Genomic DNA, 20,778 nt, shown 5'->3' with positions numbered 1-20,778 from the left:
TGTCGTTCCTAGGCCCGGCCGACGTTCAGCAGCGACATGCCGGTGGTCGGCAGCGGCTTGAACCCCTTGAGGGCGTCGTCCTTCCACGCGGTGTTGAGCTTGCGGTGGAAGATCGGGTAGAGGGCGGCGTGCTCGGCGACGGTGTTGAACGCCTGGGTCCACAGCTCCTTGCGGGCGGCGGCGTCGGTCTCGCGGGCGGCCTTGTCGAGCAGCTCGACGACCTTCTTGCCCTCGGGGGTGCCCTCGCTGTAGTGGCGGGTCTTGGGCCAGGTGCCGACGTAGAACCAGCGCATGAGCAGGTCGGTGTCGTTGCCGAAGACCGACGGGTCGCCGGGGGCGGCCATGACCTGGTACTTGCCGGTGTCGACGAGGTTGGTGTACTGGCCGCCGGACTGGCCGATGTTCAGCGTGGTCTGCACGCCGATCGCGTCCCAGCTCTGCTTGATCAGCGGGGCGCAGTCCTTGACGAAGTCGGTGTCGGTGAGGACCAGCTCGATCTTGAGGTCCTTGACGCCGGCCTCGGCGAGCAGGGACTTGGCCTTCTCCGGGTCGTAGGTGTAGACCGTCTCGGCCTGCACGTAGTCCGGGTGGGACTTGGGCAGGTAGCCCGTGGCGGCCTCGGCGTTGCCCAGCAGCGCGGTCTGGATGAGCTTGCCGGTGTCCAGGCCGTAGTGCAGGGCCTGGCGGACGCGGACGTCGTCGAACGGCTTGGCCTTGAGGTTGAACATCAGGAACATCAGGCCGAAGCTCTGCACCGCCTCGACGGAGGCGTCGCGCTTGAGCTCCTCGACGTTGAGGTACGGCACGGCCTCGATGGCCTGGACGCGGCCGGACTGCAGCGCGGTCACGCGGGCCGACGGGTCGGTCAGCAACTGCCAGTTCATCTTCTTGACCAGCGCCGGGCGGGGTCCGTTGTAGCCGTCGAACTTCTCGAACACGATGCCGTCGGTGGCCGAGGCGCTGACGTACTTGAACGGCCCGGAGCCGATGGGCAGCGCGTCGTACTTCTTCTGGTCGGCCTCGACGACGGCCTTCGGCACGACCTTCACGACCGCCAGGCGCTCGGCGAACATGGGGAAGGCGTACTTGAGCTTGAACTCGACGGCGGTGTCGTCGACCTTCTTCACCGAGTCCAGGAACGGCAGGAACTGGGAGAACAGCGAGGCGTTCTTCGGGTCGAGGACGCGCTCGAAGCTGTAGACGACGTCCTCGGGGGTGACGGCGGAGCCGTCGTGGAACTTCGCGCCGTCGCGCAGGGCCACCCGGTAGGTCGTGGGGTCGACCTCCTCGGGCATCGCCTTGGCCAGCGCGGTGTAGGCCTCGCGGGTGGCCGGGTCGAGGTCGACGAGGGACTCCAGCGTGTGCAGGTTGGCCGCGGTGGCCACGGCGCTGGAGGCGGTCATCGGGTCGAAGCCCGTGGACAGCGCGTAGGCGAGCGCGACGTCGATGGAGTCCTTGGAACCGGACGAGGAGTCGCTGCTGCCGGTGGAGGAGGGCCCGCCGCAGGCCGAGAGCGAGGCCGCGATGGCGGCGCCGCCCGCGATCAGTCCGGAGTACCGGAGGAAATCACGACGGCTCGCGCCGCTTCCGTTTTGTACCTCTGTCACATCTTCTCCCAGGCAATGAGGGGTTTTGCGGGGGGATACGCAATATATCCGCAAAGAACCGATGAGGGATGTAGGACATCCAACGTCGAGTGTCCGGTGTAGGCTAAGCCTCGCTCTAGGCAGGGTCAAGATGTCGCCTGTGGAGAAACGGGGTCGGTATGTGGAGCGTGGACGGATGACCGGCGTACGTCCCGGCCGCCGGGCGAGCCGGGCGCGCAGCAGCCGTACCGAGGAGGTCCAGCAGCAGATCAAGCAGCTGATCCTGGAACGCAACCTCGCGGTGGGCGACCCCATGCCCACCGAGTTCGAGCTGGTCGAGGAGCTCGACGTCAGTCGCAACTCGCTGCGCGAGGCGCTGAAGGCGCTGCAGGCCGTGGGGATCGTCGACATCAAGCACGGCTTCGGCATGTACGTGGGCTCGATGTCCCTGGGCGCGCTGGTCGACGAGCTGACCTTCCACGCCAGGATCTCCCGGCAGAAGGGGCACAACGACCTGGCCCACCTGGTGGAGGTCCGCGAGGTCCTGGAACGCGGCCTGATCGACGAGGTCATCGAGCGGGGCCTGGCCGACGAGACGCCCGAGCTGGACGAGGTCATGGCCCAGATGGAGGCCGAGGCCGCCGCGGGCGGGGTCAGCCCCGACACCGACCGGCGCTTCCACGAGCTGCTCTACCGGCCGCTGGCCAATCCGATCGTCAGCCAGCTCCTGAACGCCTTCTGGGACGTCTACAACGCCCTGCGCCACGACCTGGCGCCCGCGGAGGAGAGCCCGATGGAGATCGCCCTGCGCCACCGCGAGATCTACGACGCGCTGCGCGCCCACGACCGTCCGGCCGCCGCCGTCGCGATGTCCGCGCACTTCCGCGGCATCCACGTCCGCCTGGCCAGGATGGAGGAGCGCAGCTCCACCTGACCGGGCGGACGCGGGGGCGGATCAGGACCAGCCGTGGCGGTCCAGCCAGCCGCCGATCAGCTCCACCGCCTCCTGGAGGCGGGGCAGCTGGTCGGGGCCCATGTAGTAGTGGGTCGCGCCCTTGATCTCGTGGAGTTCCCTGTCCTCGTGGGTGAAGGCCTCGTAGATCCGGTGGGTGTGGCTGGGCGTGCAGGCGTCGTCGGCGGAGTTGCCGACGACCAGGACGGGCACCGAGATGTCCGGCGCGCAGCGCTCGGCGTCGGCGTTGGCCTCGTCGTAGCTCCACTGCGACAGCCAGCTGCGCAGGGTCGTGAAGCGGGCGAGGCCGACCGGGCTCATGTTCACCACGCGCGGGTCGCCCTGGTAGCACCAGTTGGGGCGGCGGTCGTTGGGGTCGACGGCCGGGTCCAGCCAGCGCGGGTCGGCCATGGTCCCGTGCACCACGAAGCCGAACTCGTCGTGCGGGCGCCCGGCGGCCTTCAGGGCGGCGAGCTTGGCCTTCACCCACGCGGTGATCCGCCGGTTCCGGGCGATCTGCGCCTGGCGGTAGCGCTCCAGGAACTCCGCGCTGTAGGGGGGCTGGTGAGGGTTGTCGGGGTGGTAGAGGTCCAGCTCCAGGTCCCGGACGGTCGGGTCGTGCTCGTCGAGGAGGGACGGGTCCATCCACTCGGTGAGCGTCTGGTGGCGGCTGACGTGCGCGGCCAGCAGCATCAGCCCGTCCGCCGGGATCAGGTCCATCGCGGTGAGGTCGAAGGGGTCGCCGGCGGGGGTGTGGGTGACCGTGGGGTTCTCGGCCTGCGCCTGGTAGAACGCCGACAGCGCGCCGCCGCCGCTCCATCCGGCCAGCACGACCTTGGAGTAGCCGAGCTTCTCCTTGGCGTGGCGCACGCACGCGCCGAGGTCCTGGGTGACCTTCTCCATGATGAGCGCGCTGTCCACGCCCCGGTAGCGGCTGTTGCAGTAGATGACGTGGTGCCCGGCCTTGGCCAGCGCCACCGTCATCGGCAGGTACGCGCCGCCGCCGATCGGGTGCATGAAGACGATGACGGTGTCCGACGCCTTCTCCGGGCGCAGGAGGTGCGCCTCCAGGGCGACGATCTCGCCGGTCCCGCCGTAGGTGTCCCGGACGGGGGAGTCGTCGCTGAAGACGACGAGGAGGGGAACGCGCTCGTAGGAACCGCTGAGGGGGGTGCTCATGGCGGTCAGGCTCCTTCGGGACGGAGGGCGGGGTCGACCTTGAGGGGCTTGCGCACGTCGATGGACATCACCGACCAGTTGAGCTCGTCGTACTGGTCGAACTTCTGGCGGGAGAGCTCCCGGGCGACCTCCGGCGGGCCGTGGTGGACGCCCTGCGGCGAGAGCGTGATCAGCCCGGCGGGCATCGGGAAGCCGAGCAGGTCGCCGCCGTGGAAGAGGGCGACCTCGTCGTAGTCGGCGTTGCGGTGGTACCAGGGCAGCCGTTCGGCGCCGGGGCGCATCTCGGCGGGCCGCGGCAGGAAGTTCAGAACGACGACGTGGTCGTTCTGCAGGAACATGTGGACGGTCGGAGGCAGGTGCACGCCGGCCGACATCACCGCGTTGTAGTCGCGGATGTTGTACTTGAACGGGAAGTAGTCGCCCTTCCAGCCCTCCACGTCGCAGGGGTTGTGGGGGTAGAAGATCGCCCCCTGCTCCTCGCGCCGGGTCAGGCGGATCTCCCACTCGGGGCCGCCGTCGGTGAGCACCTCCGGCTCGGGCACGAAGACGGTCGAGGAGTCGAACGGGAAGTGCCGCCCGAGGATGCCCGCGGGCGGGGTGCGCAGCTCGTCCACGGTCTCGACGATGAGGAAGACGCCCTCGGATCCCGCGTCGGGGAGCTGCCGGTAGGTGACGGCCTTGGGCAGCAGGACCCAGTCGCCCGGCTCGTACGGGATCGTTCCGAACTCCGTCTGGAAGACGCCGGTGCCCTGGTGGACGAAGAAGAGCTCGTCACCGCCGATGTTGCGGGCGAAGAACGGCATCGCCTCGGCCCGGCGGCTCAGCAGGAACCGCACGTCCTCGTTGTGGAAGAGGGGGAGCGGGTTGCCGCGCGGGTCCTCCAGGTCGGTGGGCCGCAGGTCGCCGGACATCACCGAGGTCATCTGGATCGGCCCCTCGGCCCGGTAGACGGTCGGGTCGTTGCGCCGGTACAGCTGGGCCTGCCGTCCGGTGAAGCCCATCCGGCCCAGCTCGTCGTCCTTCAGCCCGTCGAGGTCGCGGTGGACGTGGTGGGGCGTCGTTCCCTTGCGGAACTGTACGAACGATTCCATGTGTCTACTCCTCGTCCGGGGGCGGTGGGGGGTGGGGCGCGAGCAGGACCCCGCGCAGGAAGATGTCGCAGTACAGGTCGGCGATCCGGTCGGTGTCGAGCCGTCCGTCGCCTTCGATCCACAGGTACGAGTAGTTGAACATCCCGAGGATGCCCAGGACCGCGACCCTCGGCTCGGCCGGCTGGAAGAGCCCCCGCGCGGCGCCCGAGGCGTAGACGCGCTGCCAGATCTCGGCGTACCGGTCGCGCAGCTCCAGGACGTGCCGGAGCCGTTCGCCGGTGAGGGCGTTGAAGTCGCGGTAGTGGACGGTCCACTCCACCCGGTGGTCGGCGATGTTGCGCAGGAGGGCTCGGGCCATGAGGCGCAGGCACGCGGCCTCGTCGGGCGCCTCGGCGGCGATCCGCGTGGAGATGCCGACCATGTGCTCCAGCTGGGTGCGGCTGATCTCGTAGAGCAGGGACTCCTTGTTGCCGATGTGGTGGTACAGCGCGCCCCGCTTGAGCCCGACCTCCTGCTCCAGCCGCGCCATGCCCGCGCCGTGGTAGCCCTCCCGCGCGAAGAGGGCCGCGGCGGCCTTGAGGATGCGTTCCCGCTGCGGAGACATCTCAGCCGCTCCTAGGGAGGCGCCCCGCCGGGGGCGCATGGTGTACCGACCGATCGGTACGGTACAACTAGAACGTCATTCTGGTCAACGACCTCGTTGGAGCGCACCGTGAACGCAACCGCCGAGAACGCCTTCCCGACCGGGCCGGGAACGCTCACCGCCGATCTGACGGGCCGCGTGGCCGTGGTCACCGGAGCCTCCAGCGGCCTCGGCGCGCGGTTCGCCGAGCTGCTCGCCCGCTCCGGCGCCACCGTCGTGGCCGCCGCCCGCCGCAAGGAGCGGCTGGAGGAGCTGGCCGCACGGGTGCCCGGCATCGTCCCGGCGGTCTGCGACGTGACGGACGACGCCTCGCGGCGGGAGCTGCTGCGCACCGCCCTGGCGCAGACCGGCAGGGTCGACGTGCTGGTCAACAACGCCGGCCACGGCTACCAGAAGGCCGCGCTGGACGAGACGGTCGAGGAGTTCGAGGGCATCCTCGCCCTCAACCTCACCGCCACCTTCGCGCTGGCCGTGCTCTTCGCCCGCGAGATGATCTCCGCGGGCGGCGGCAGCATCATCAACCTCGCCTCCATCCTCGGCCTCGTCGCCGCGCACCCCACCTCGCAGGCCTCCTACGTCGCCGCCAAGTCCGGCGTCGTCGGCCTCACCCGCGACCTGGGCGTGCAGTGGGCGCCGCACGGGGTGCGCGTCAACGCGCTGGCGCCCGGCTGGTTCCCCAGCGAGGCCACCGACGAGATGTTCACCGACGAGCGCAGCCACCGCTGGCTGGTGCGCAACACGCCCATGGGCCGGGGCGGCCGGACGGGCGAGCTCGACGGAGCCCTGCTCCTGCTGGCCAGCGACGCCTCCACGTTCATGACGGGCCAGACCGTCACGGTCGACGGCGGCTGGACGGTCCGCTGACCGTCTTTCCGGGCAAGGGGGAGGGGTCGGGGAACAAACTCTCCGAGAGCGGTGTTCCGATACCCACAGGGGTATTTCGAGAGGAGAGAACATGGCGACCGTCGAACTGACCAAGGACACCTTCCAGGAGGCCGTGGACCAGGGAGGGATCCTGCTGGTGGACTTCTGGGCGGCCTGGTGCGGCCCGTGCCGCCAGTTCGCGCCGGTCTTCGAACGGGTCTCCGACAAGCACGGCGACGTGGTGTTCGCCAAGGTCGACACCGAGGCGCAGCCGGAGCTGGCGGGGGCCTTCCAGATCACCTCGATCCCCACGCTGGCCGTGATCAAGGACAAGGTCGTGATCTTCTCCCAGCCCGGCGCGCTGCCCGAGCCCGCCCTGGAGGACCTCGTCGACCAGGCCAAGCAGCTCGACATGGACGAGGTGCGCCGCCAGATCGCCGAGTCGGGCCAGGCCTGACCGAACGGCCCGCCGCGCGGCGCGCACCGTCGCGCGGCGGCCCCCCGCATACCCCCGCGGGTACCATGGAGCAGTCCCCCCAGCGCGCACAGGAGGTCCCCCATGCAGGTCAACGAGGAGGCCGTCGGCGCGGTGCTCAACCGGCTCCGCCGCGCCCAGGGGCAGCTCGCCGGCGTCATCGCGATGATCGAGGCCGGGCGCGACTGCAAGGACGTCGTCACCCAGCTCGCCGCCGTCTCCCGCGCGCTCGACCGCGCCGGATTCAAGATCGTCGCCAGCGGCATGCGCCAGTGCATGGCGGCCGCCGACGGCGACGCGCCCCCCATGTCCGAAGAGGAGCTGGAGCGCCTCTTCCTCACCCTCGCCTGACGGGCGGCGATCCCGCTCCGCCGGTCCCGGCCGGATGCCCGCCGGCGGCGTCCACGAGATCGTGGGAGACGCCGAGGCGGGCGGCGGTCGCGGCGGTGGCCGCGTCGACGAAGTCCAGGCTGCGGCGGAGCTTGCGGTCCGGTTCGCTCGGGATGAGGCGCTGGAGCTCGTTGACGAGGAAGACGGGCGGGGCCAGCAGGGCCGGGAGGTGGCGCCAGGCGTTGCGCTCGACGTGCAGGAGGTCGGCGGTGCGGTCGCCGGTGAAGGCGCGGGAGAGGCCGTGGGCCAGGGGCCGGGCGAGCCGCCGGACCAGGGGCGCCAGCGCGCCGCTCTGGTCGGCCAGCGACTCGGGCATGATCGTGTCGAGGAGCTCGGCGACCAGCTCGCGGCTGTAGTCGCTGGGCTGCGAGCCGGTCAGGTGGTAGATCCGCTCCAGCTCGGTGAACTCCTCCTCGGTGCGCGGCAGGACGCGCTCGTCGACGCCCATGAGGTGTCCGACGTACCGGAACAGGTGGTAGACCGCCTCCCGCTCCCGCGCGGTGTGGCGGATGCCGAAGCTCCGCATCACCCGCAGCGGGATCAGGCTGAACTCGATCAGCGTGTACGCCGAGTCCGCCTGGTTGATGGGATGCCCGAGTTCCGCGGCGTCCCACGGCAGCCCGGTGAGGATGTGGTGCCGGACGAAGGCGTGGATGAGCCGCACCCGCACGGTGGCGGCCAGGCCCGGCGCGAAGCGCTCCAGCCCGCCGGGGCGGGCGGCGGCCCACAGCCAGGAGGCGGTCTCGAACGTGCGGACCTGCCCCTGGTCGGTGAACCGCCGGGTCAGCGCGAGCGGTTCGACTGCCGCGCCGTTGACGTAGCTGCCGACGAGCGAGGCCGGTCCGAGCGCCAGCCCGATCACGAGCGGATGCCGGCAGTAGGCGCGGGCGCCCTCCTCCAGCAGCTCGTGCCGCAGCCACTCCGGCCGCCGGTCGATCTCCTCGAAGAGCCGCACGAACGACGCGGGCGCCCCCTCCAGGCTCTCGACCCCCTCGGCCAGCCCCCGCCGGACCATCCGCATGCCCTCGCCGCGCCCCATCTCCACCACGTCCGCCACGACCGCGTCGGCGACGGGATCCCCCCAGCCGAGGGCCTCCAGAAAGACCTGCGCCCGCTCCCCGTACCGGGCCAGCACCTCTTCGGGCCGGCTCACCCGTCCGGGCGCGGAGCTCGTCGGTGTGCTCATGGCTCGGCAGCCTAGACCAGTAAGTGCTTACTTGCCAGAGGGTCCGCGCCTCATCCCGGATAGGGCGGTGTGGCCGGAAGGGCGGCGCAGGTGGACAGGAGGGCGGGGAGGGAGCAGCGGGCGGGGGGTTTGACGGGGACGTAGCCCGGGGGGAGGCCGTTGCGGCGGGTGAGGTCGCGGTAGGCGGCCACGGCCTCCGTCGGGTGGCGCTTCAGGGACGGGTCGGTCTCCACGTTCACCGTGTAGAGGCCGAAGCGGGGGCGGTAGGAGCCCCACTCGTAGCCGTCCAGGAGGGACCAGTGGTTGTAGCCGATCACGTCGATGCCGTCCTGGATGGCGCGGTGGATCCAGTAGGCGTGGTCGCGCAGGGAGTCGGAGCGCTGGTAGCCGTCGGCCTGGGGCTTGCCGTCGTCGGTGCTCGCGCCGTTCTCGATGATGTAGATCGGCAGGCCGGGGAAGCGCCGGTGGTAGTCGTGCAGCACGTGGTAGAGCCCGTCGGGCTCGGGCTCGATCGTCCAGTACTCGCCGCTGAAGACGCGCAGCACCGACAGGTTCGCGGCGCTCATGCTGAGGTAGTAGTCGAGGCCGAGGTAGTCGAGCTTGTCGGGGACCTCGGTGAGGAGCGCCCTGTCGAACAGCGGGTTGAGCACGGTGCTGTAGGCGACGTTCGCGGTGACCATGGCGTCGTCGTCGATCCGGTGGATCATGTCGTAGGCCCTGCGGTGCGCCTCGACGAGGCGGGAGCTCATCAAAGGGGCTTCGGACAGCCGGAGGGCCTTGTTCCGCACCTCGTCGAGGATGTAGTAGCTCGCCTCGTTGAACGTCACCCACAGGACGTCGTGTTCGGCGTAGCGCCGGACGACGAACTCCGCGAAGTCCAGCCAGTCCTCGACCGTCCGCGCGTTCTTCCACGCCCCCTGGTCGTGCACCCAGCCCGGGTGCGCGAAATGGCTGAGCGAGAGCATCGGCCGCATCCCGTGCGCGACCATCCGCGCGACGAGGTCGTCGTAGTAACGGACCTCGCGCCAGTCGATCTTCCCGCGCGCCGGCTCGATCCGCGCCCATTCCACGGACGTGCGGAAGACGTCGACGCCCAGCGAGGCGGCGCGTTCGAGGTCCTCCCGGTAGCGGTGGCGGAAGTCCGCGCTGTCGCGGTACGGGGCCTTCTCCTTGCGCTGGGCCAGGTAGCGCGTCCAGTTGGAATCCGGATAGTGCCCCTCGTGCTGGAAGCCCGACACCCCGACCCCCCACAGGAAGCCCGCGGGGAACCCGCCTGCGGCCCCGGCGGGCAGGGGGGTCAGGAACAGCGCCGTCATGGCCAGGAGTACCGCGAAAGCACGCTTCATAGGCATTTTCCGAGACTCTCGATTTTGCCCGGATGGTACGGCCGAAACGCGGGCCGCGCCACCCCGCGGGCTGGGGCACTATGGAAGGCGATGAGGAACTTGGGGCTGGAGCTGCTGGCGGAACTGATCGCCGAAGGCTCCGTGGTGGTGCTGAGCGGAGCCGGGCTGTCCACCGAATCGGGCATCCCCGACTACCGCGGGGCGACGGGGCGGGCGCGGCGGTCCGAGCCGATGACGTATCAGGCGTTCCTCGGCGGCGTCGAGGCGCGGCGCCGGTACTGGGCGCGCAGCCACCTGGGCTGGCGCGCCCTGACCGGCGCGGCGCCCAACGACGGCCACCGCGCGGTGGCCGAGCTGCAGCGGCGCGGCCTGGTCTCGGGGATCATCACCCAGAACGTGGACGGGCTGCACCAGGCCGCCGGCGCCCGCGAGGTGATCGAGCTGCACGGCGGCCTGGACCGCGTGGTCTGCCTGGGCTGCGGCGAGCGCACCCCGCGCGTGCGGCTCGACGCCCGGCTGCAGGCGGCCAACCCCGGCTGGGCCGACCTGGTCGGCGCGGCGGTCGGCGGGCGGGTCAACCCCGACGGCGACGCCCGCGTCGGCGACGAGCACGTGCACGACTTCCGCATCGTGGACTGCTCCTCCTGCGGCGGCGTGCTCAAACCCGACGTGATCTTCTTCGGCGAGAACGTGCCGCGGCCCCGCGTCGACTCCTGCTTCGCGCTGACCGCCGCCGCGGGCCTCCTGCTGGTCCTGGGCTCCTCCCTGACCGTCCGCTCCGGCTACCGCTTCGTCGCCAGGGCCACCGAGCTCGGCATCCCCGTCGCCATCGTCAACCAGGGCCCCACCCGCGCCGACACCGAGGCGACGATCAGCCTCGACGCCCCCCTCGGCGCCACGCTGGGCACCCTCCTGAGCGGGCTCGGGAAGTCTGGAGCCGAGCGCCTGATCCCCGGCGGAAAAGGGTGATGCGCGGGCATCGGCCGGCCTTATGCTCCGCTCATGCGGATCTTCACGGCGGACGGGTCGGACGTCGCCTTCGTCGCGGTCGGCCAGGAGGCCACCGGGATCATCGCCATCGGGCAGGTGGCGAACGGGGTGGTGGCGATCGGTCAGATCGCCACCGGAGTCGTCGCCTTCGGGCAGCTCGCCCGCGGCTTCTTCGCGGTGGGCATGCTGGCGGCGGGCGTCGTCTCGGTGGGCATGCTGGGGATCGGCGTGGTCTGGGCCTCGGGGATGCTGGCGGTGGCGCCGTTCGCCGGACCCGGCATGCTCGCGCTGGGCTTCCTGGGCAGGCTCTCCCCGCTGGAGGCGTTCAGCCCGCACACCCGCTGGACCCCGCCCTGGCAAGCCCTGCCGCCGTGGCGGGTCTTCCTCGGCGCCGCCGGGCTCGCGGCCCTGGCCGCGCTGTGGTGGTACACCACGGGTTCGGGGCTGATGGTGCCCCGGATCCCCCTCGGGTTCGGGTGATCCCGGCTCAGGACGTTCCCGGGGCCACCGCCATGGCCAGGACGAAGACCGTCAACGCCAGCAGGAGGGCGCCGATCGCGTTGACCCAGCCGGGCACCGGGGAGAACAGGCGGTGGCCGCCCCGCGAGAGGCCCGTCCGGGGGTCGTGCGGCGCGGGAGTGCGTTCGGCCATCGGTCAGCCCGCCTTCAGCTCGGGGACGAGGGACAGCCCGGCGCGGCGGGCCTTGGCGACGCTGGCGCGCAGCGCCTCCTCGACGACGCGGGCCTGCTCGGTCAGGCCGCCGATCTCCGCCAGGGCCAGCTCGTCGCGGACGGTGCGGGCCAGCAGCTCCTGGTAGGCGTCGCCGTTGGCGGCCAGGCGCTGGACCGTCCGCCACTGCTCCAGCGCCTCGTCGGCGGCCCGCGTCCGCGCCGCGTACCCCTCCAGCGCCGCGATCCGCTCGGTCACCGAGGCGGTGGCCAGGCGCAGGACCTCCTTCTGCGGGGCCAGCAGCTCGGCCACGCGGGGGTCGTCGGCGCGGGCGCCCGCGTGCTCGTCGGTGAGCCGGTCCAGCTCCATCAGCGTCCGGGCGATCTCCCACTGCTGCGCGGGCAGCGTGACGGCGTTGCGCACGTCGTCGAGCAGCCCCTGGGAGTGGACCTCCGACTCCAGGACGGTCTCGACGGCCGTCGCCGTCCGGTAGAGCAGCGAGCGGTACTTCTGGGCGAGGTCGCCGTACTGCACGTAGTGCCCGTGGCGGCGGCGGGCGAGCCTGCCGGCGGCGTCCTCGCCGCAGAGCGCGAGGAGCACCAGGAAGGCCGCCGGCAGGACGGCGAGCACGAGCGCGGTGAAGACGGGTCCGGGCCGCCAGAGCAGCGCCGCGACCAGGGCGGCCTGGGCGGCGAGCCCGGCCGCCCTGACCCGGGGGCCGTGGAAGGTGCCCATGAGGCCGGGCAGGAACGTCCAGACCGGCGCCTGCCAGAGCGAGAAGAACGCGTCACGCCCCGTCCGGCCGCCGAAACGGGGTTCGGGAACCGCCTCCTCGGGGCCGTGCAGCGCCTCGGGCGCGCTCTTCAGGATCCGCTGCTCCTCCTGGGGAAGCTGCGGATCCACCACGACCATCGCATGCGCCATGCCGTCCTCCAGCGGATCTCCTACCGGTAGACGCGGGAGGACGGCGTTCGGTTCTGCCGGATCAGAGGAGGCTCTTGAGGAGGGCGCGGGTGCGCTCGCCGTCCTTGCCGGGCAGGAAGCCGCCCGCGACGAAGTCGGTGACGCCCGCGTCCCTGAGATCGGCGATGGCGGCGGCGACGGTGTCCTCGTCCCCGAGGAGGGCCAGGTCGGCGGGCCCCTCGGCGCCCTCGCGGTCCATCATCGCGCGGTAGGACGGGAGCTGCCCGTACACCGCGAAGACCTCGCCCGCACGGGCGCGGGCGGCCTCCACATCGGAGGTCACGCCGACGGGGAGGATGCACACCACGCGCGGGTCGGGCCGACCGGCGGCCTCGGCGGCGGCCCGGATGGTCGGGACGATGTGGTCGCGGACGGTCCTGGGGCCGGTCATCCACAGGACGGTGCCGTCGGCCTGCTCGGCGGCGACCTTCAGCATCTTGGGGCCGAGGGCGGCGATGACGACGGGCACCCGGCCCTCGTTGGGCACCGACAGGCCGATGTGCGCCTTGACGGTCTCGCCGGAGAAGGCGACCTGCTCGCCGTTCAGCAGCGGGCCGAGCACCGAGAGGTACTCCTTCATGTGCCGGACGGGACGGCTGAAGTCGTAGCCGAACATGCCCTCGATGACCATCTGGTGGGAGAGGCCGATGCCCAGGGTGAGCCGCTGCCCGCCCAGGGCCAGCGCCGTGGTCCTGGCCTGCTGCGCCAGCGCCGCGGGGTGGCGCGGGTAGGTCGGCACCACGGACGTGCCCAGCTCGATGCCCGGGACCCGGCTTCCGGCGACGGCCAGGCAGGTCAGCGCGTCCATGCCGAAGATATGGCTCATCCAGACCGAGGCGAACCCGTCGTCCGCGGCCCGCCGCACGCCGTCGGTGAAGCGCTCCAGGGCGTCGGGCCCGCCGCGTTCGTCCATCGAGATTCCGATCCGCATGTCCGCCTCCTCATCGCAGTGATCTTCCTTGTCGGATTCTGCCCGATCGGCCGCTCACCGCACCTTCCGATCCGCACACCGCACCTCCCCTCCGGGAATCCGGCGCGAGGTGATCGACTGGTGACCGTGCGCGACAGTCTCCTGCTCAAGAACACGACGTGCGCCGCGGCGGCGGCCGGTCTGCTGCTCGGCTCGCAGGGCCCGGTCCAGGCGAAGGCGGACACGCCCCTGCGCTACGTGGCGCTCGGCGACTCCTACACCTCGGCTCCCTACGTCTCGCGGATCCGTCCCGGCTCGCCGGCGAAATGCCGCCGCTCGGAGCTGAACTACCCGGGGCGGCTCGCCCTGAAGCTGAACCCCCGCTCCTTCACCGACGTGAGCTGCTCGGGCGCCGCCCTGCGCCACCTGACGGCGCGGCAGGGCGACAACCCGCCCCAGCTGGACGCGCTGAAGCCGGACACCACGCTGGTCACCCTCACCATGGGCGGCAACGACATCGGCTTCGACAGGTGGAAGACGTGCGCGATCCTCAGCCTCACCGACCCCAACGGCGCCCCGTGCCGCAAACGGCTGCGCCGTGACGGGGACGACCCGTTCGCGGCGATCGCCCGTACGGGGAGGAGGTTCGGGGCGGCGCTGCAGCAGATCCACCGCCGCTCGCCGCTGGCCGAGGTCCACGTGCTGGGCTACCCGATGCTCGTCCCGTCCACCGGCCACGGCTGCTACCCGCGCGTCCCGTTCGCCCGCGGCGACGTCGCCATGGTGCGCCAGGTGCAGCGGAGGCTGAACACGATGCTCGCCCGCCAGGCCAGGGCCAACGGCGCGGTGTTCGTGGACATGGCGGCGCCCGGCCACGACATGTGCCAGCGCGACGACGAGAGGCGCTGGGTCGAGCCGCTGCTCCCCGGCATGCGCGCCGCGCCCTTCCACCCCAACACCAACGGCGTGGCGGCGATGACCCGCGCCGTGCTGCGCGCCTTCCGGCACCCGGTGGACGCCTGAGGCCCCTTCTCTCCGGAGCGTGCCCGCGCTTAGCATGGCGGCCGTGGAGGAGCTACCGAATGAGATTCGGCCCGTGTTGGCGGGCCTGGCCGAGCACTACGGACCCGGCGTGCGCGTCGAGGGGCTGCGCCGGGACAGCGGCGGCGCGTCCCGGCTGACCAGCGTGTTCGAGGCGGTCACCGCGGCGGGGGAGCGGCACCGGCTGGTGCTGCGGCTGGCCACGCCGGGCGCCGACGACGTCAGCAGCCCGCTCGCCCGCGAGGCGGCGCTCATGCGGGCGGCCCGCGCGGTCGGCGCGCCCGTGCCGGAGGTCATCGCGGCGGGCGACGGCTCGTCGGGGGAGCCCGAGCACATCGTGATGACCCACGTCGAGGGCGAGACGATCCCGCGCCGCGTCCTGCGCTCCCCCGAACTGGCCGACGCCAGGGCGGGACTGGCCGCCGAGTGCGGGGAGATCCTCGCCGCGATCCACCGCATCGCGCCCGGGTCCGTGCCCGACCTGCCGGGCGAGGACCAGCTGGCGGTGTGGACGGCGGTCCTGGACGGGCTCGGCACCCCCTACCCGGCGCTGGAGCTGGCGCTGCGGCGGCTGACGCTGACCCGCCCGCCGAGCACCCGCCGGACCGTGGTGCACGGCGACTTCCGCAACGGCAACCTCATCATCGGCCCGGACGGGGTGCGGGCCGTCCTGGACTGGGAGCTGTCCCACCTGGGCGACCCGCTGGAGGACCTCGGCTGGCTGTGCGCCAAGGCCTGGCGCTTCGGCTCCCCGCTGCCCGTCGGCGGCTTCGGTGAGTACGACCAGCTCATCGGCGCCTACGAACGCGCCTCGGGCACCGAGGTCGACCGCGACGCGGTGCGCTGGTGGGAGCTGTTCGGCGTCTTCCGCTGGGGCGTCATCTGCGCCCTGCAGACGCGGCGGCACCTGACCGGCGGCGAGCGCTCGGTGGAGCTCGCCGCCCTGGGCCGCCGCGTCGCCGAGAACGAGTGGGACCTGCTCCGGGCCCTGCCTTAGAACGTCCAGCGGCCGCCCTTCTTGTACTCCTTGAGGATGCGCTGGGCGGTGCGGCTGATGTGCACCTCGTCCGGGCCGTCGTAGACGCGGCTGGCGCGGGCGTGGCGGTACATGCGGTCCAGGGGGGTGTCCTCGGTGAGGCCCTCGGCGCCGTAGGCCTGGATGGCGCGGTCGATGACGTTGTGCAGCATGCGGGCGCCCGCCACCTTGATCGCGGCGATCTCGACCCGCGCCTGGTCGCCGGAGTCGATCTTGTGGGCGGCGTGCAGGGTGAGCAGGCGGGCCGCCTGGATCTCGGTGTAGGACTCGAAGACGTGCTGCTGGAGCAGCTGCTTGTCGGCGAGCGGGCCGCCGAAGGCCTCCCTGCGGTGCAGCCGCTCGCACAGCAGGTCGAAGGCGCGCTGGGCCTGGCCGAGCCAGCGCATGCAGTGGAAGATCCGGCCGGGCCCGAGCCGCTCCTGGGCGATGACGAAGCCGTGGCCGCGCGGCCCGAGCAGGTTCTCCTCCGGCACCCGCACCTCGTCGTAGAGCACCTCGTAGTGGCCGTCGTGGAGGCCGAGGACGGGCGTGTCGCGGACGATGGTGTAGCCCGGCGTGTCGGTCGGCACGAGGATCATGCTGAACGACAGGTACGGGCTCGCGTCCTCCTCGGTGCGGCACATGACCGTGGTGTAGGCGGCCTGCGCGGCGCCGGTGGTGAACCACTTGCGGCCGCGGATGACCCACTCGCCGTTCTCCAGGGTGGCCGTCGTCCGCAGCTGCGTCGGGTCGGAACTGGAGATGCCCGGCTCGGTCATCGCGAAGCTGGGGGAGATGTCCCCCTGGACCAGCGGCAGGAGGAAGCGCTCCCGCTGCGCCGGGGCGGCGTACTTGTGCAGCATCAGCGAGTCCTGGAGCGTGTAGGTGCCCAGGGCGATCTGCCCGAACTCGCTGCGGCCCTGCACCTCGTTGACGTAGACGTAGTCCATGAACGGCAGGCCGCCGCCGCCGATCTCCTTCGGGTGGCCGAGCGCCCACAGGCCCTCGGCCTTGGCCTCCCGCTGCAGCGCGCGCAGCAGGTCGCGGTCCCCCTCCTGGAGGGCCTTCTCGTTCGGCTCCACCCGCTCGGTCAGGAACGCGTAGACGGCGTCCCGCAGCGGCCGCACCGACGCCGGCACCTCAAAGCCCATGGCTCCACCTCTCCTGTGACTAGAATCGCATTCTGTCTTGTGAGGGGAGAGCGCGCCATGCCCGGACCGCACGATGTGCCCGCCGCGCGCGGGTTGGTGGAGGCCGTGAGGGAGTTCCTGGAACGGGACGTCCTCCCGGCGGCCGCGGGGCGGCAGCGCTTCCACGCGCTGGTCGCCGCCAACCTGCTGGCCATGGTGGAGCGGGAGCTGGAGCTGGGCCCCGCCCAGGACGCCGAGCACCGCGAGCGGCTGGCGGCGCTGGGCTTCGGCTCCGACGCCGAGCTGGCCCGCGCGATCCGGGCCGGGGAGCTGGACGAGCGGTACGGCGAGGTCCGCACGGCGCTGCTGGGCGCGGTGGAGGCGAAGCTGGCGGTGGCGAACCCGGCCTACCCGGCGGCCGCGGAGAGCGCATCGGCTATAAGTAAGTCATGACTTACGTCGCTACCGTCGCCGACCTCCGCGCCCCCGGTGGCCCCTTCGAGCTGCGCCCCCGCGACCTCGCCGAGCCGGGGCCCGACGAGGTGCTGGTCCGGCTGGTCGCCACCGGCATCTGCCACACCGACCTGGTGACCGCGGACCGGCCCGTCGTGCCCGGGCAGATCCTCGGCCACGAGGGCGCGGGCGTCGTGGAGGCGGTGGGCGCCGACGTCGGTGCGGTCGAGCCCGGCGACCACGTCGTGCTCAGCTACTCCTGGTGCGGGGAGTGCGACAACTGCGGGCGGGGGCGCATGGCCTACTGCGCGCGCTTCCTGGAGCTGAACTACGTCGGGGAGCGCTTCTTCGGCCAGTCGTCCTTCGCGACCTTCACCCTCACCAGCGAACGCAACGTCATCCGCGTCGCCAAGGACCTGCCGTTCGAGTTCCTCGCCCCGCTCGGCTGCGGCGTGCAGACCGGCGCGGGCGCCGTCCTCAACGTGCTCCGGCCGCGCAAGGGCTCCTCCCTGGCGGTCTTCGCGCTCGGCGCGGTCGGGCTCAGCGCCGTCATGGCCGCGCACATCGCCGGCTGCGACCGGATCGTGGCGGTCGACCCCAACCCCGACCGCCGCGCCCTGGCCCTGGAACTGGGCGCGACCGAGGCCGTCGAGCCCGCCGACGCGCCGCGGGGCACCATGGACCACTCGGTGGAGTGCATCGGCCGCCCCGAGGTGGTGCAGGCCGCGCTGAAGGCGCTCGCGGGCCCCGGCGAGTGCGTGACCCTCGGCTTCACGGGGCAGCGCAACCCGGTGGAGCTCGACCAGCGGGCGCTGATGAACGGCCGGAGCATCCGCGGCTCCATCGAGGGCGACGGCATCCCCCAGCGCTTCATCCCCGAACTGATCAAGTACCACCGCCAGGGCCGCCTGCCCGTCGAACGCCTGGTGCGCACCTACGCCTTCGCCGACATCAACGAGGCGTTCACCGCCGCCCGCCAGGGCGCCGCGGTCAAGCCCGTCCTGATCTTCTGACGGCACCGGGCGCCGCCCCGGGCGGACAGGTCACTTCAGGAGGATGCGGTCGGCGGGGGCGGAGGCGTCCGGCAGCCAGCCCTCCTGGCCCTCCTCCGGGCTCCAGCGGCGGCCGTCGAAGCGCACCTCGGTGAACCCGTACGTCCGGGCGTGGGTCATCGCCCACGTCGCGACCGACCAGCCGGTGGCCTTCGTGGCCTTGGCGGGCAGCTCGATGGTCTGCCCCTTCCGGGTGAACCGCTTGCCGAAGGTGCGGCGCAGCTCCGCGGCGGACGCCTCGGCCTCGGGCGCGGGGCCCTCCTCCAGCCGGTACCAGCAGGTGATCGCGGCGGGCGCCTCCCCGGCGAAGCCGGTGGTGAGGATGTCGGCCATCCCCTCGTGCTGGGCGTAGAGGCTGCCGTCGAAGCTGCGCTGGACGAGCTGGGCGGCGTCGTGCACGTCGCGCTCGGTGTAGTCCTTCACCTTCACCAGGGCGGCGAAGAACTTCGTGGTGGAGTACACCGGGTCCTGCAGCTGCTCGACGGTGCCCCAGCCCTGCGAGGGGCGCTGCTGGAAGATGCCGACGGAGTCGCGGTCCCCGTAGGGGATGTTCTCGATGTGCGACTCCTGCTCGGCCGTCGCATAGGCGATCACCAGCGCGCGGCGGGGCAGCTTCTCGCGGTGCGCCACGCCCGCGATCGTCGCGGCGTTCGCCGCCTGCTCCACCTCCAGCTGGATCTCCCCTGCCGGGGCCTTGGCCGTGCAGCCCTCGCCCATCAGAGCCCTGTCCAGCTCGGAGAACAGCCGGTAGCCGCCGTACCCGAGGCCGCCCACCAGCACCACCACCGCGACGACGATGGCCAAGCCCCGCCCACTCATGCCCAGACCGTACCTTTTTCCCGACATCGTTCAGGCCAACCAGGGTCTCAGGTCAGCCAGGCGCGCAGGCGCCGTTCGCAGTCGCGCACCGTGGCCAGCGGGACCCGCTCGTCCTTGTGGTGGGCCAGGGTCGGATCACCGGGGCCGTAGTTGACGGCGGGGACGTCCAGCGACGAGAACAGCGACACGTCCGTCCAGCCGAGCTTGGCCCGCACCCGGCCGGCCTCGACCGCCTCGGCGGGCTCCAGGGCGGTGACGGCGCGGACGAAGTCCCGGGCGGCCGGGTGCAGCAGCCCTGGACGGGCCGACTCGCTGCGGTCGACGACCTCGACCCCGTAGCCCAGGGGCTCGAACAGCCCCCGCAGCCAGTCCTCGGCGGCCGTCAGGTCGCGGTCGGGCGCGAAGCGGTGGTTCACCGAGACCACGCACTCGTCGGGCACCACGTTGCGGGCGACGCCGCCGCGGGCGAAGACGGCGTTCAGCCCCTCGTGGTAGGTGATGCCGTCGACCACGGGGCGGCGCGCCTCGTAGGCGTTCAGCAGGTCGAGCAGCGGCTTCATCGCGTGGATGGCGTTGGCGCCCATCCAGGAGCGCGCGGTGTGCGCCCGCGCCCCGCGCGCGGTGACCTCCACGGTGACGGTGCCCTGGCAGCCGCCCTCGATCGCGCCGTCGGTGGGCTCCATGAGCACCGCGAAGTCGGCGGCCAGCAGTTCGGGGCGGGTCTCGGCCAGCCGCTTGAGCCCGTTGCGGTCGGCGGAGACCTCCTCGCACTCGTACGCCACGTACGTCACGTCGCGGGTGGGCTCCTCGAGGACCGCGGCCAGGTGCAGCAGGACGGCCAGGCCGCCCTTCATGTCGCAGGAGCCCAGCCCCCACAGGGTGTCGCCCTCCAGCCGGGAGGGGAGGTTGCCGTTGACCGGCACGGTGTCGGTGTGCCCGGCCAGCACGACCCGCTCGGCGCGCCCCAGGTGCGTGCGCGCGACCAGGGTGTCGCCGTCCCGCACGACCTCCAGCCACGGCAGCGCCCGCAGCCCGGCCTCGATCTCCGCGACGACCGCCCGCTCGTTGCCGCTCACCGATTCGATGTCCACCAGGGTGCGCGTCAGCTCGGCCACGTCCATCGAGAGATCCATGTTCACCGAGCTTACTTTCCGCGCCAGGTCCTTTGGGTCTTTCGCGCGGTTAACGTGTTCGGATGAGCGGCGATCACACGGAAGAGACGACCAGGAAGACACGACGGCAGGGGCCGACGGTGCTGCGCGGCAAGGCGCTGCCGGCGAGCACCCACGACCAGCGGCTGCTGGACACCCGCGGTTCGGTGGACTGGCTGCACCAGGACCCGTGGCGGGTGCTGCGCATCCAGGCGGAGTTCGTGGAGGGCTTCGGCCTGCTGGCGGAGCTGGGCCCGGCGGTGAGCGTGTTCGGCTCGGCCCGCCTGCGCCCCGGCTCCCCCCACTACGACCTCGCCGAGCGGGTGGGCCGCGGCCTGGCGCGGGCGGGCTACGCGGTGATCACGGGCGGCGGCCCCGGCATCATGGAGGCGGGCAACAAGGGCGCCAACGAGGACGGCATGTCGGTGGGGCTGGGCATCGAGCTGCCCTTCGAGCAGGAGCTGAACTCCCACCTCGACATCGGCATCTCGTTCCGCTACTTCTTCGTCCGCAAGACGATGTTCATCAAGTACTCGCAGGCGTTCGTGGTGCTGCCCGGCGGGTTCGGCACCCTGGACGAGCTGTTCGAGGCGCTCACCCTGGTGCAGACCGGCAAGATCACCCGGTTCCCGATCGTCCTGGTCGGCACGGAGTTCTGGTCGCCCCTGATGGACTGGTTCCGCGGCACCCTCGCGGCCGAGGGCGTGATCTCCCCGGACGACCCGGACCTGCTGTACCTCACCGACGACCCCGAAGAGGTGGTGCGGATGATCACGGAGGCGCACCGCGAGGGCGGCCGCCGCCTGGAGGAGCGGGCGGCCCTGGAGGCCGCCGAGGAGGAGGCGGGCACCTGAGGCCCGCCTGTCCCCGAC

General features: G+C 72.0%; 23 protein-coding genes. 11 read left to right on the top strand and 12 right to left on the bottom strand.

Annotated elements, in window-relative coordinates:
- Nucleotides 1-8: 8 nt before the first annotated feature.
- Nucleotides 9-1,607 (bottom strand): ABC transporter substrate-binding protein, encoded by a 1,599-nt coding sequence (locus ABD140_RS15650; protein ID WP_344241344.1) that lies wholly within the window; start codon nt 1,605-1,607, stop codon nt 9-11.
- A 175-nt stretch (nt 1,608-1,782) separates the two neighbouring features.
- Here ABD140_RS15650 and ABD140_RS15645 point away from each other — a divergent pair, with 175 nt between their 5' ends.
- Nucleotides 1,783-2,520 carry a FadR/GntR family transcriptional regulator gene (locus ABD140_RS15645; RefSeq protein WP_344241342.1) on the top strand — a complete coding sequence of 246 codons (738 nt, stop codon included), beginning with the start codon at nt 1,783-1,785 and terminating at the stop codon, nt 2,518-2,520.
- 21 nt (nt 2,521-2,541) lie between these two features.
- Here ABD140_RS15645 and ABD140_RS15640 read toward each other — a convergent pair whose 3' ends face one another.
- Genes ABD140_RS15640 through ABD140_RS15630 form a run of 3 tightly spaced genes read right to left on the bottom strand, consistent with a single transcriptional unit; the run spans nt 2,542 to nt 5,412 of the window.
- Nucleotides 2,542-3,717, bottom strand: coding sequence for an alpha/beta hydrolase (locus ABD140_RS15640; protein ID WP_344241340.1), 1,176 nt, complete (start codon nt 3,715-3,717; stop codon nt 2,542-2,544).
- 5 nt (nt 3,718-3,722) lie between these two features.
- Nucleotides 3,723-4,808 carry a homogentisate 1,2-dioxygenase gene (locus ABD140_RS15635; RefSeq protein WP_344241338.1) on the bottom strand — a complete coding sequence of 362 codons (1,086 nt, stop codon included), beginning with the start codon at nt 4,806-4,808 and terminating at the stop codon, nt 3,723-3,725.
- A gap of 4 nt (nt 4,809-4,812) precedes the next feature.
- Nucleotides 4,813-5,412 (bottom strand): TetR/AcrR family transcriptional regulator, encoded by a 600-nt coding sequence (locus tag ABD140_RS15630; RefSeq protein WP_344241336.1) that lies wholly within the window; start codon nt 5,410-5,412, stop codon nt 4,813-4,815.
- Between the two features lie 108 nt (nt 5,413-5,520).
- Between ABD140_RS15630 and ABD140_RS15625 the strand changes: the two genes are divergently transcribed.
- The 3 genes from ABD140_RS15625 (at nt 5,521) to ABD140_RS15615 (ending at nt 7,141) form a co-directional block, all read left to right on the top strand.
- Entirely contained in the window at nt 5,521-6,315 is a 795-nt protein-coding gene (locus ABD140_RS15625; RefSeq protein WP_344241334.1) for an SDR family NAD(P)-dependent oxidoreductase, read from the top strand.
- A 91-nt stretch (nt 6,316-6,406) separates the two neighbouring features.
- Nucleotides 6,407-6,772 carry a thioredoxin gene (gene trxA / locus ABD140_RS15620; RefSeq protein ID WP_344241332.1) on the top strand — a complete coding sequence of 122 codons (366 nt, stop codon included), beginning with the start codon at nt 6,407-6,409 and terminating at the stop codon, nt 6,770-6,772.
- Nucleotides 6,773-6,874: 102 nt separating this feature from the next.
- Nucleotides 6,875-7,141 (top strand): metal-sensitive transcriptional regulator, encoded by a 267-nt coding sequence (locus ABD140_RS15615; RefSeq protein ID WP_344241330.1) that lies wholly within the window; start codon nt 6,875-6,877, stop codon nt 7,139-7,141.
- Here the strand turns inward: ABD140_RS15615 and ABD140_RS15610 are convergent.
- On the bottom strand, nt 7,128-8,366 hold the full coding sequence (locus ABD140_RS15610; RefSeq protein WP_344241328.1) for an oxygenase MpaB family protein: 1,239 nt from the start codon (nt 8,364-8,366) through the stop codon (nt 7,128-7,130). The genes ABD140_RS15615 and ABD140_RS15610 overlap by 14 nt on opposite strands.
- A 50-nt stretch (nt 8,367-8,416) precedes the next feature.
- Nucleotides 8,417-9,712: a family 1 glycosylhydrolase gene (locus tag ABD140_RS15605; RefSeq protein ID WP_344241326.1), complete on the bottom strand. Its 1,296-nt coding sequence runs from the start codon at nt 9,710-9,712 to the stop codon at nt 8,417-8,419.
- 90 nt (nt 9,713-9,802) lie between these two features.
- Here ABD140_RS15605 and ABD140_RS15600 point away from each other — a divergent pair, with 90 nt between their 5' ends.
- Nucleotides 9,803-10,681 (top strand): NAD-dependent protein deacetylase, encoded by an 879-nt coding sequence (locus ABD140_RS15600; protein ID WP_344241324.1) that lies wholly within the window; start codon nt 9,803-9,805, stop codon nt 10,679-10,681.
- Nucleotides 10,682-10,714: 33 nt separating this feature from the next.
- On the top strand, nt 10,715-11,182 hold the full coding sequence (locus tag ABD140_RS15595) for a hypothetical protein (RefSeq protein WP_344241322.1): 468 nt from the start codon (nt 10,715-10,717) through the stop codon (nt 11,180-11,182).
- Between the two features lie 7 nt (nt 11,183-11,189).
- Here ABD140_RS15595 and ABD140_RS15590 read toward each other — a convergent pair whose 3' ends face one another.
- The 3 genes from ABD140_RS15590 to ABD140_RS15580 form a co-directional block, all read right to left on the bottom strand.
- Entirely contained in the window at nt 11,190-11,354 is a 165-nt protein-coding gene (locus ABD140_RS15590) for a hypothetical protein (protein WP_344241320.1), read from the bottom strand.
- 3 nt (nt 11,355-11,357) lie between these two features.
- Nucleotides 11,358-12,296 carry a hypothetical protein gene (locus ABD140_RS15585; protein WP_344241318.1) on the bottom strand — a complete coding sequence of 313 codons (939 nt, stop codon included), beginning with the start codon at nt 12,294-12,296 and terminating at the stop codon, nt 11,358-11,360.
- Between the two features lie 61 nt (nt 12,297-12,357).
- Complete coding sequence (locus ABD140_RS15580; protein WP_344241316.1) at nt 12,358-13,266, bottom strand: LLM class F420-dependent oxidoreductase; 909 nt, start codon at nt 13,264-13,266, stop codon at nt 12,358-12,360.
- 126 nt (nt 13,267-13,392) lie between these two features.
- Here ABD140_RS15580 and ABD140_RS15575 point away from each other — a divergent pair, with 126 nt between their 5' ends.
- Together ABD140_RS15575 and ABD140_RS15570 are read left to right on the top strand one after the other, a co-directional pair.
- A complete protein-coding gene (locus tag ABD140_RS15575) occupies nt 13,393-14,268 on the top strand; it encodes an SGNH/GDSL hydrolase family protein (RefSeq protein ID WP_344241314.1) in 876 nt (291 codons plus the stop codon).
- A gap of 73 nt (nt 14,269-14,341) precedes the next feature.
- Nucleotides 14,342-15,283 carry a phosphotransferase family protein gene (locus tag ABD140_RS15570; RefSeq protein WP_344241312.1) on the top strand — a complete coding sequence of 314 codons (942 nt, stop codon included), beginning with the start codon at nt 14,342-14,344 and terminating at the stop codon, nt 15,281-15,283.
- On the opposite strand, the gene ABD140_RS15565 is transcribed toward ABD140_RS15570, so the two are convergent.
- Complete coding sequence (locus ABD140_RS15565; RefSeq protein WP_344241310.1) at nt 15,280-16,452, bottom strand: acyl-CoA dehydrogenase family protein; 1,173 nt, start codon at nt 16,450-16,452, stop codon at nt 15,280-15,282. The two genes, ABD140_RS15570 and ABD140_RS15565, sit on opposite strands and share 4 nt — an antisense overlap.
- Before the next feature lie 57 nt (nt 16,453-16,509).
- On the opposite strand from ABD140_RS15565, the gene ABD140_RS15560 reads away from it, so the two are divergent.
- Together ABD140_RS15560 and ABD140_RS15555 are read left to right on the top strand one after the other, a co-directional pair.
- Complete coding sequence (locus ABD140_RS15560; protein ID WP_344241308.1) at nt 16,510-16,884, top strand: DUF6285 domain-containing protein; 375 nt, start codon at nt 16,510-16,512, stop codon at nt 16,882-16,884.
- A complete protein-coding gene (locus ABD140_RS15555) occupies nt 16,881-17,897 on the top strand; it encodes an NAD(P)-dependent alcohol dehydrogenase (RefSeq protein ID WP_344241306.1) in 1,017 nt (338 codons plus the stop codon). Before ABD140_RS15560 ends, ABD140_RS15555 begins: the two co-directional genes overlap by 4 nt.
- Nucleotides 17,898-17,927: 30 nt before the next feature.
- Here the strand turns inward: ABD140_RS15555 and ABD140_RS15550 are convergent, their stop codons facing one another.
- Nucleotides 17,928-18,755, bottom strand: a complete 828-nt coding sequence (locus ABD140_RS15550; protein ID WP_344241304.1) for a hypothetical protein — start codon at nt 18,753-18,755, stop codon at nt 17,928-17,930.
- A 47-nt stretch (nt 18,756-18,802) separates the two neighbouring features.
- A complete protein-coding gene (gene dapE, locus ABD140_RS15545) occupies nt 18,803-19,888 on the bottom strand; it encodes a succinyl-diaminopimelate desuccinylase (protein WP_344241302.1) in 1,086 nt (361 codons plus the stop codon).
- 62 nt (nt 19,889-19,950) lie between these two features.
- Between dapE and ABD140_RS15540 the strand changes: the two genes are divergently transcribed.
- A complete protein-coding gene (locus tag ABD140_RS15540) occupies nt 19,951-20,760 on the top strand; it encodes an LOG family protein (RefSeq protein WP_344241300.1) in 810 nt (269 codons plus the stop codon).
- Nucleotides 20,761-20,778 lie beyond the last annotated feature (18 nt).

Origin of the sequence: Actinocorallia libanotica (genome assembly GCF_039525175.1) — a bacterium.
GTDB lineage: Bacteria > Actinomycetota > Actinomycetes > Streptosporangiales > Streptosporangiaceae > Actinocorallia > Actinocorallia libanotica.
The sequence above is the reverse complement of the archived record's forward strand: the minus strand, read 5'-3'. Positions and strand labels throughout refer to the sequence as shown.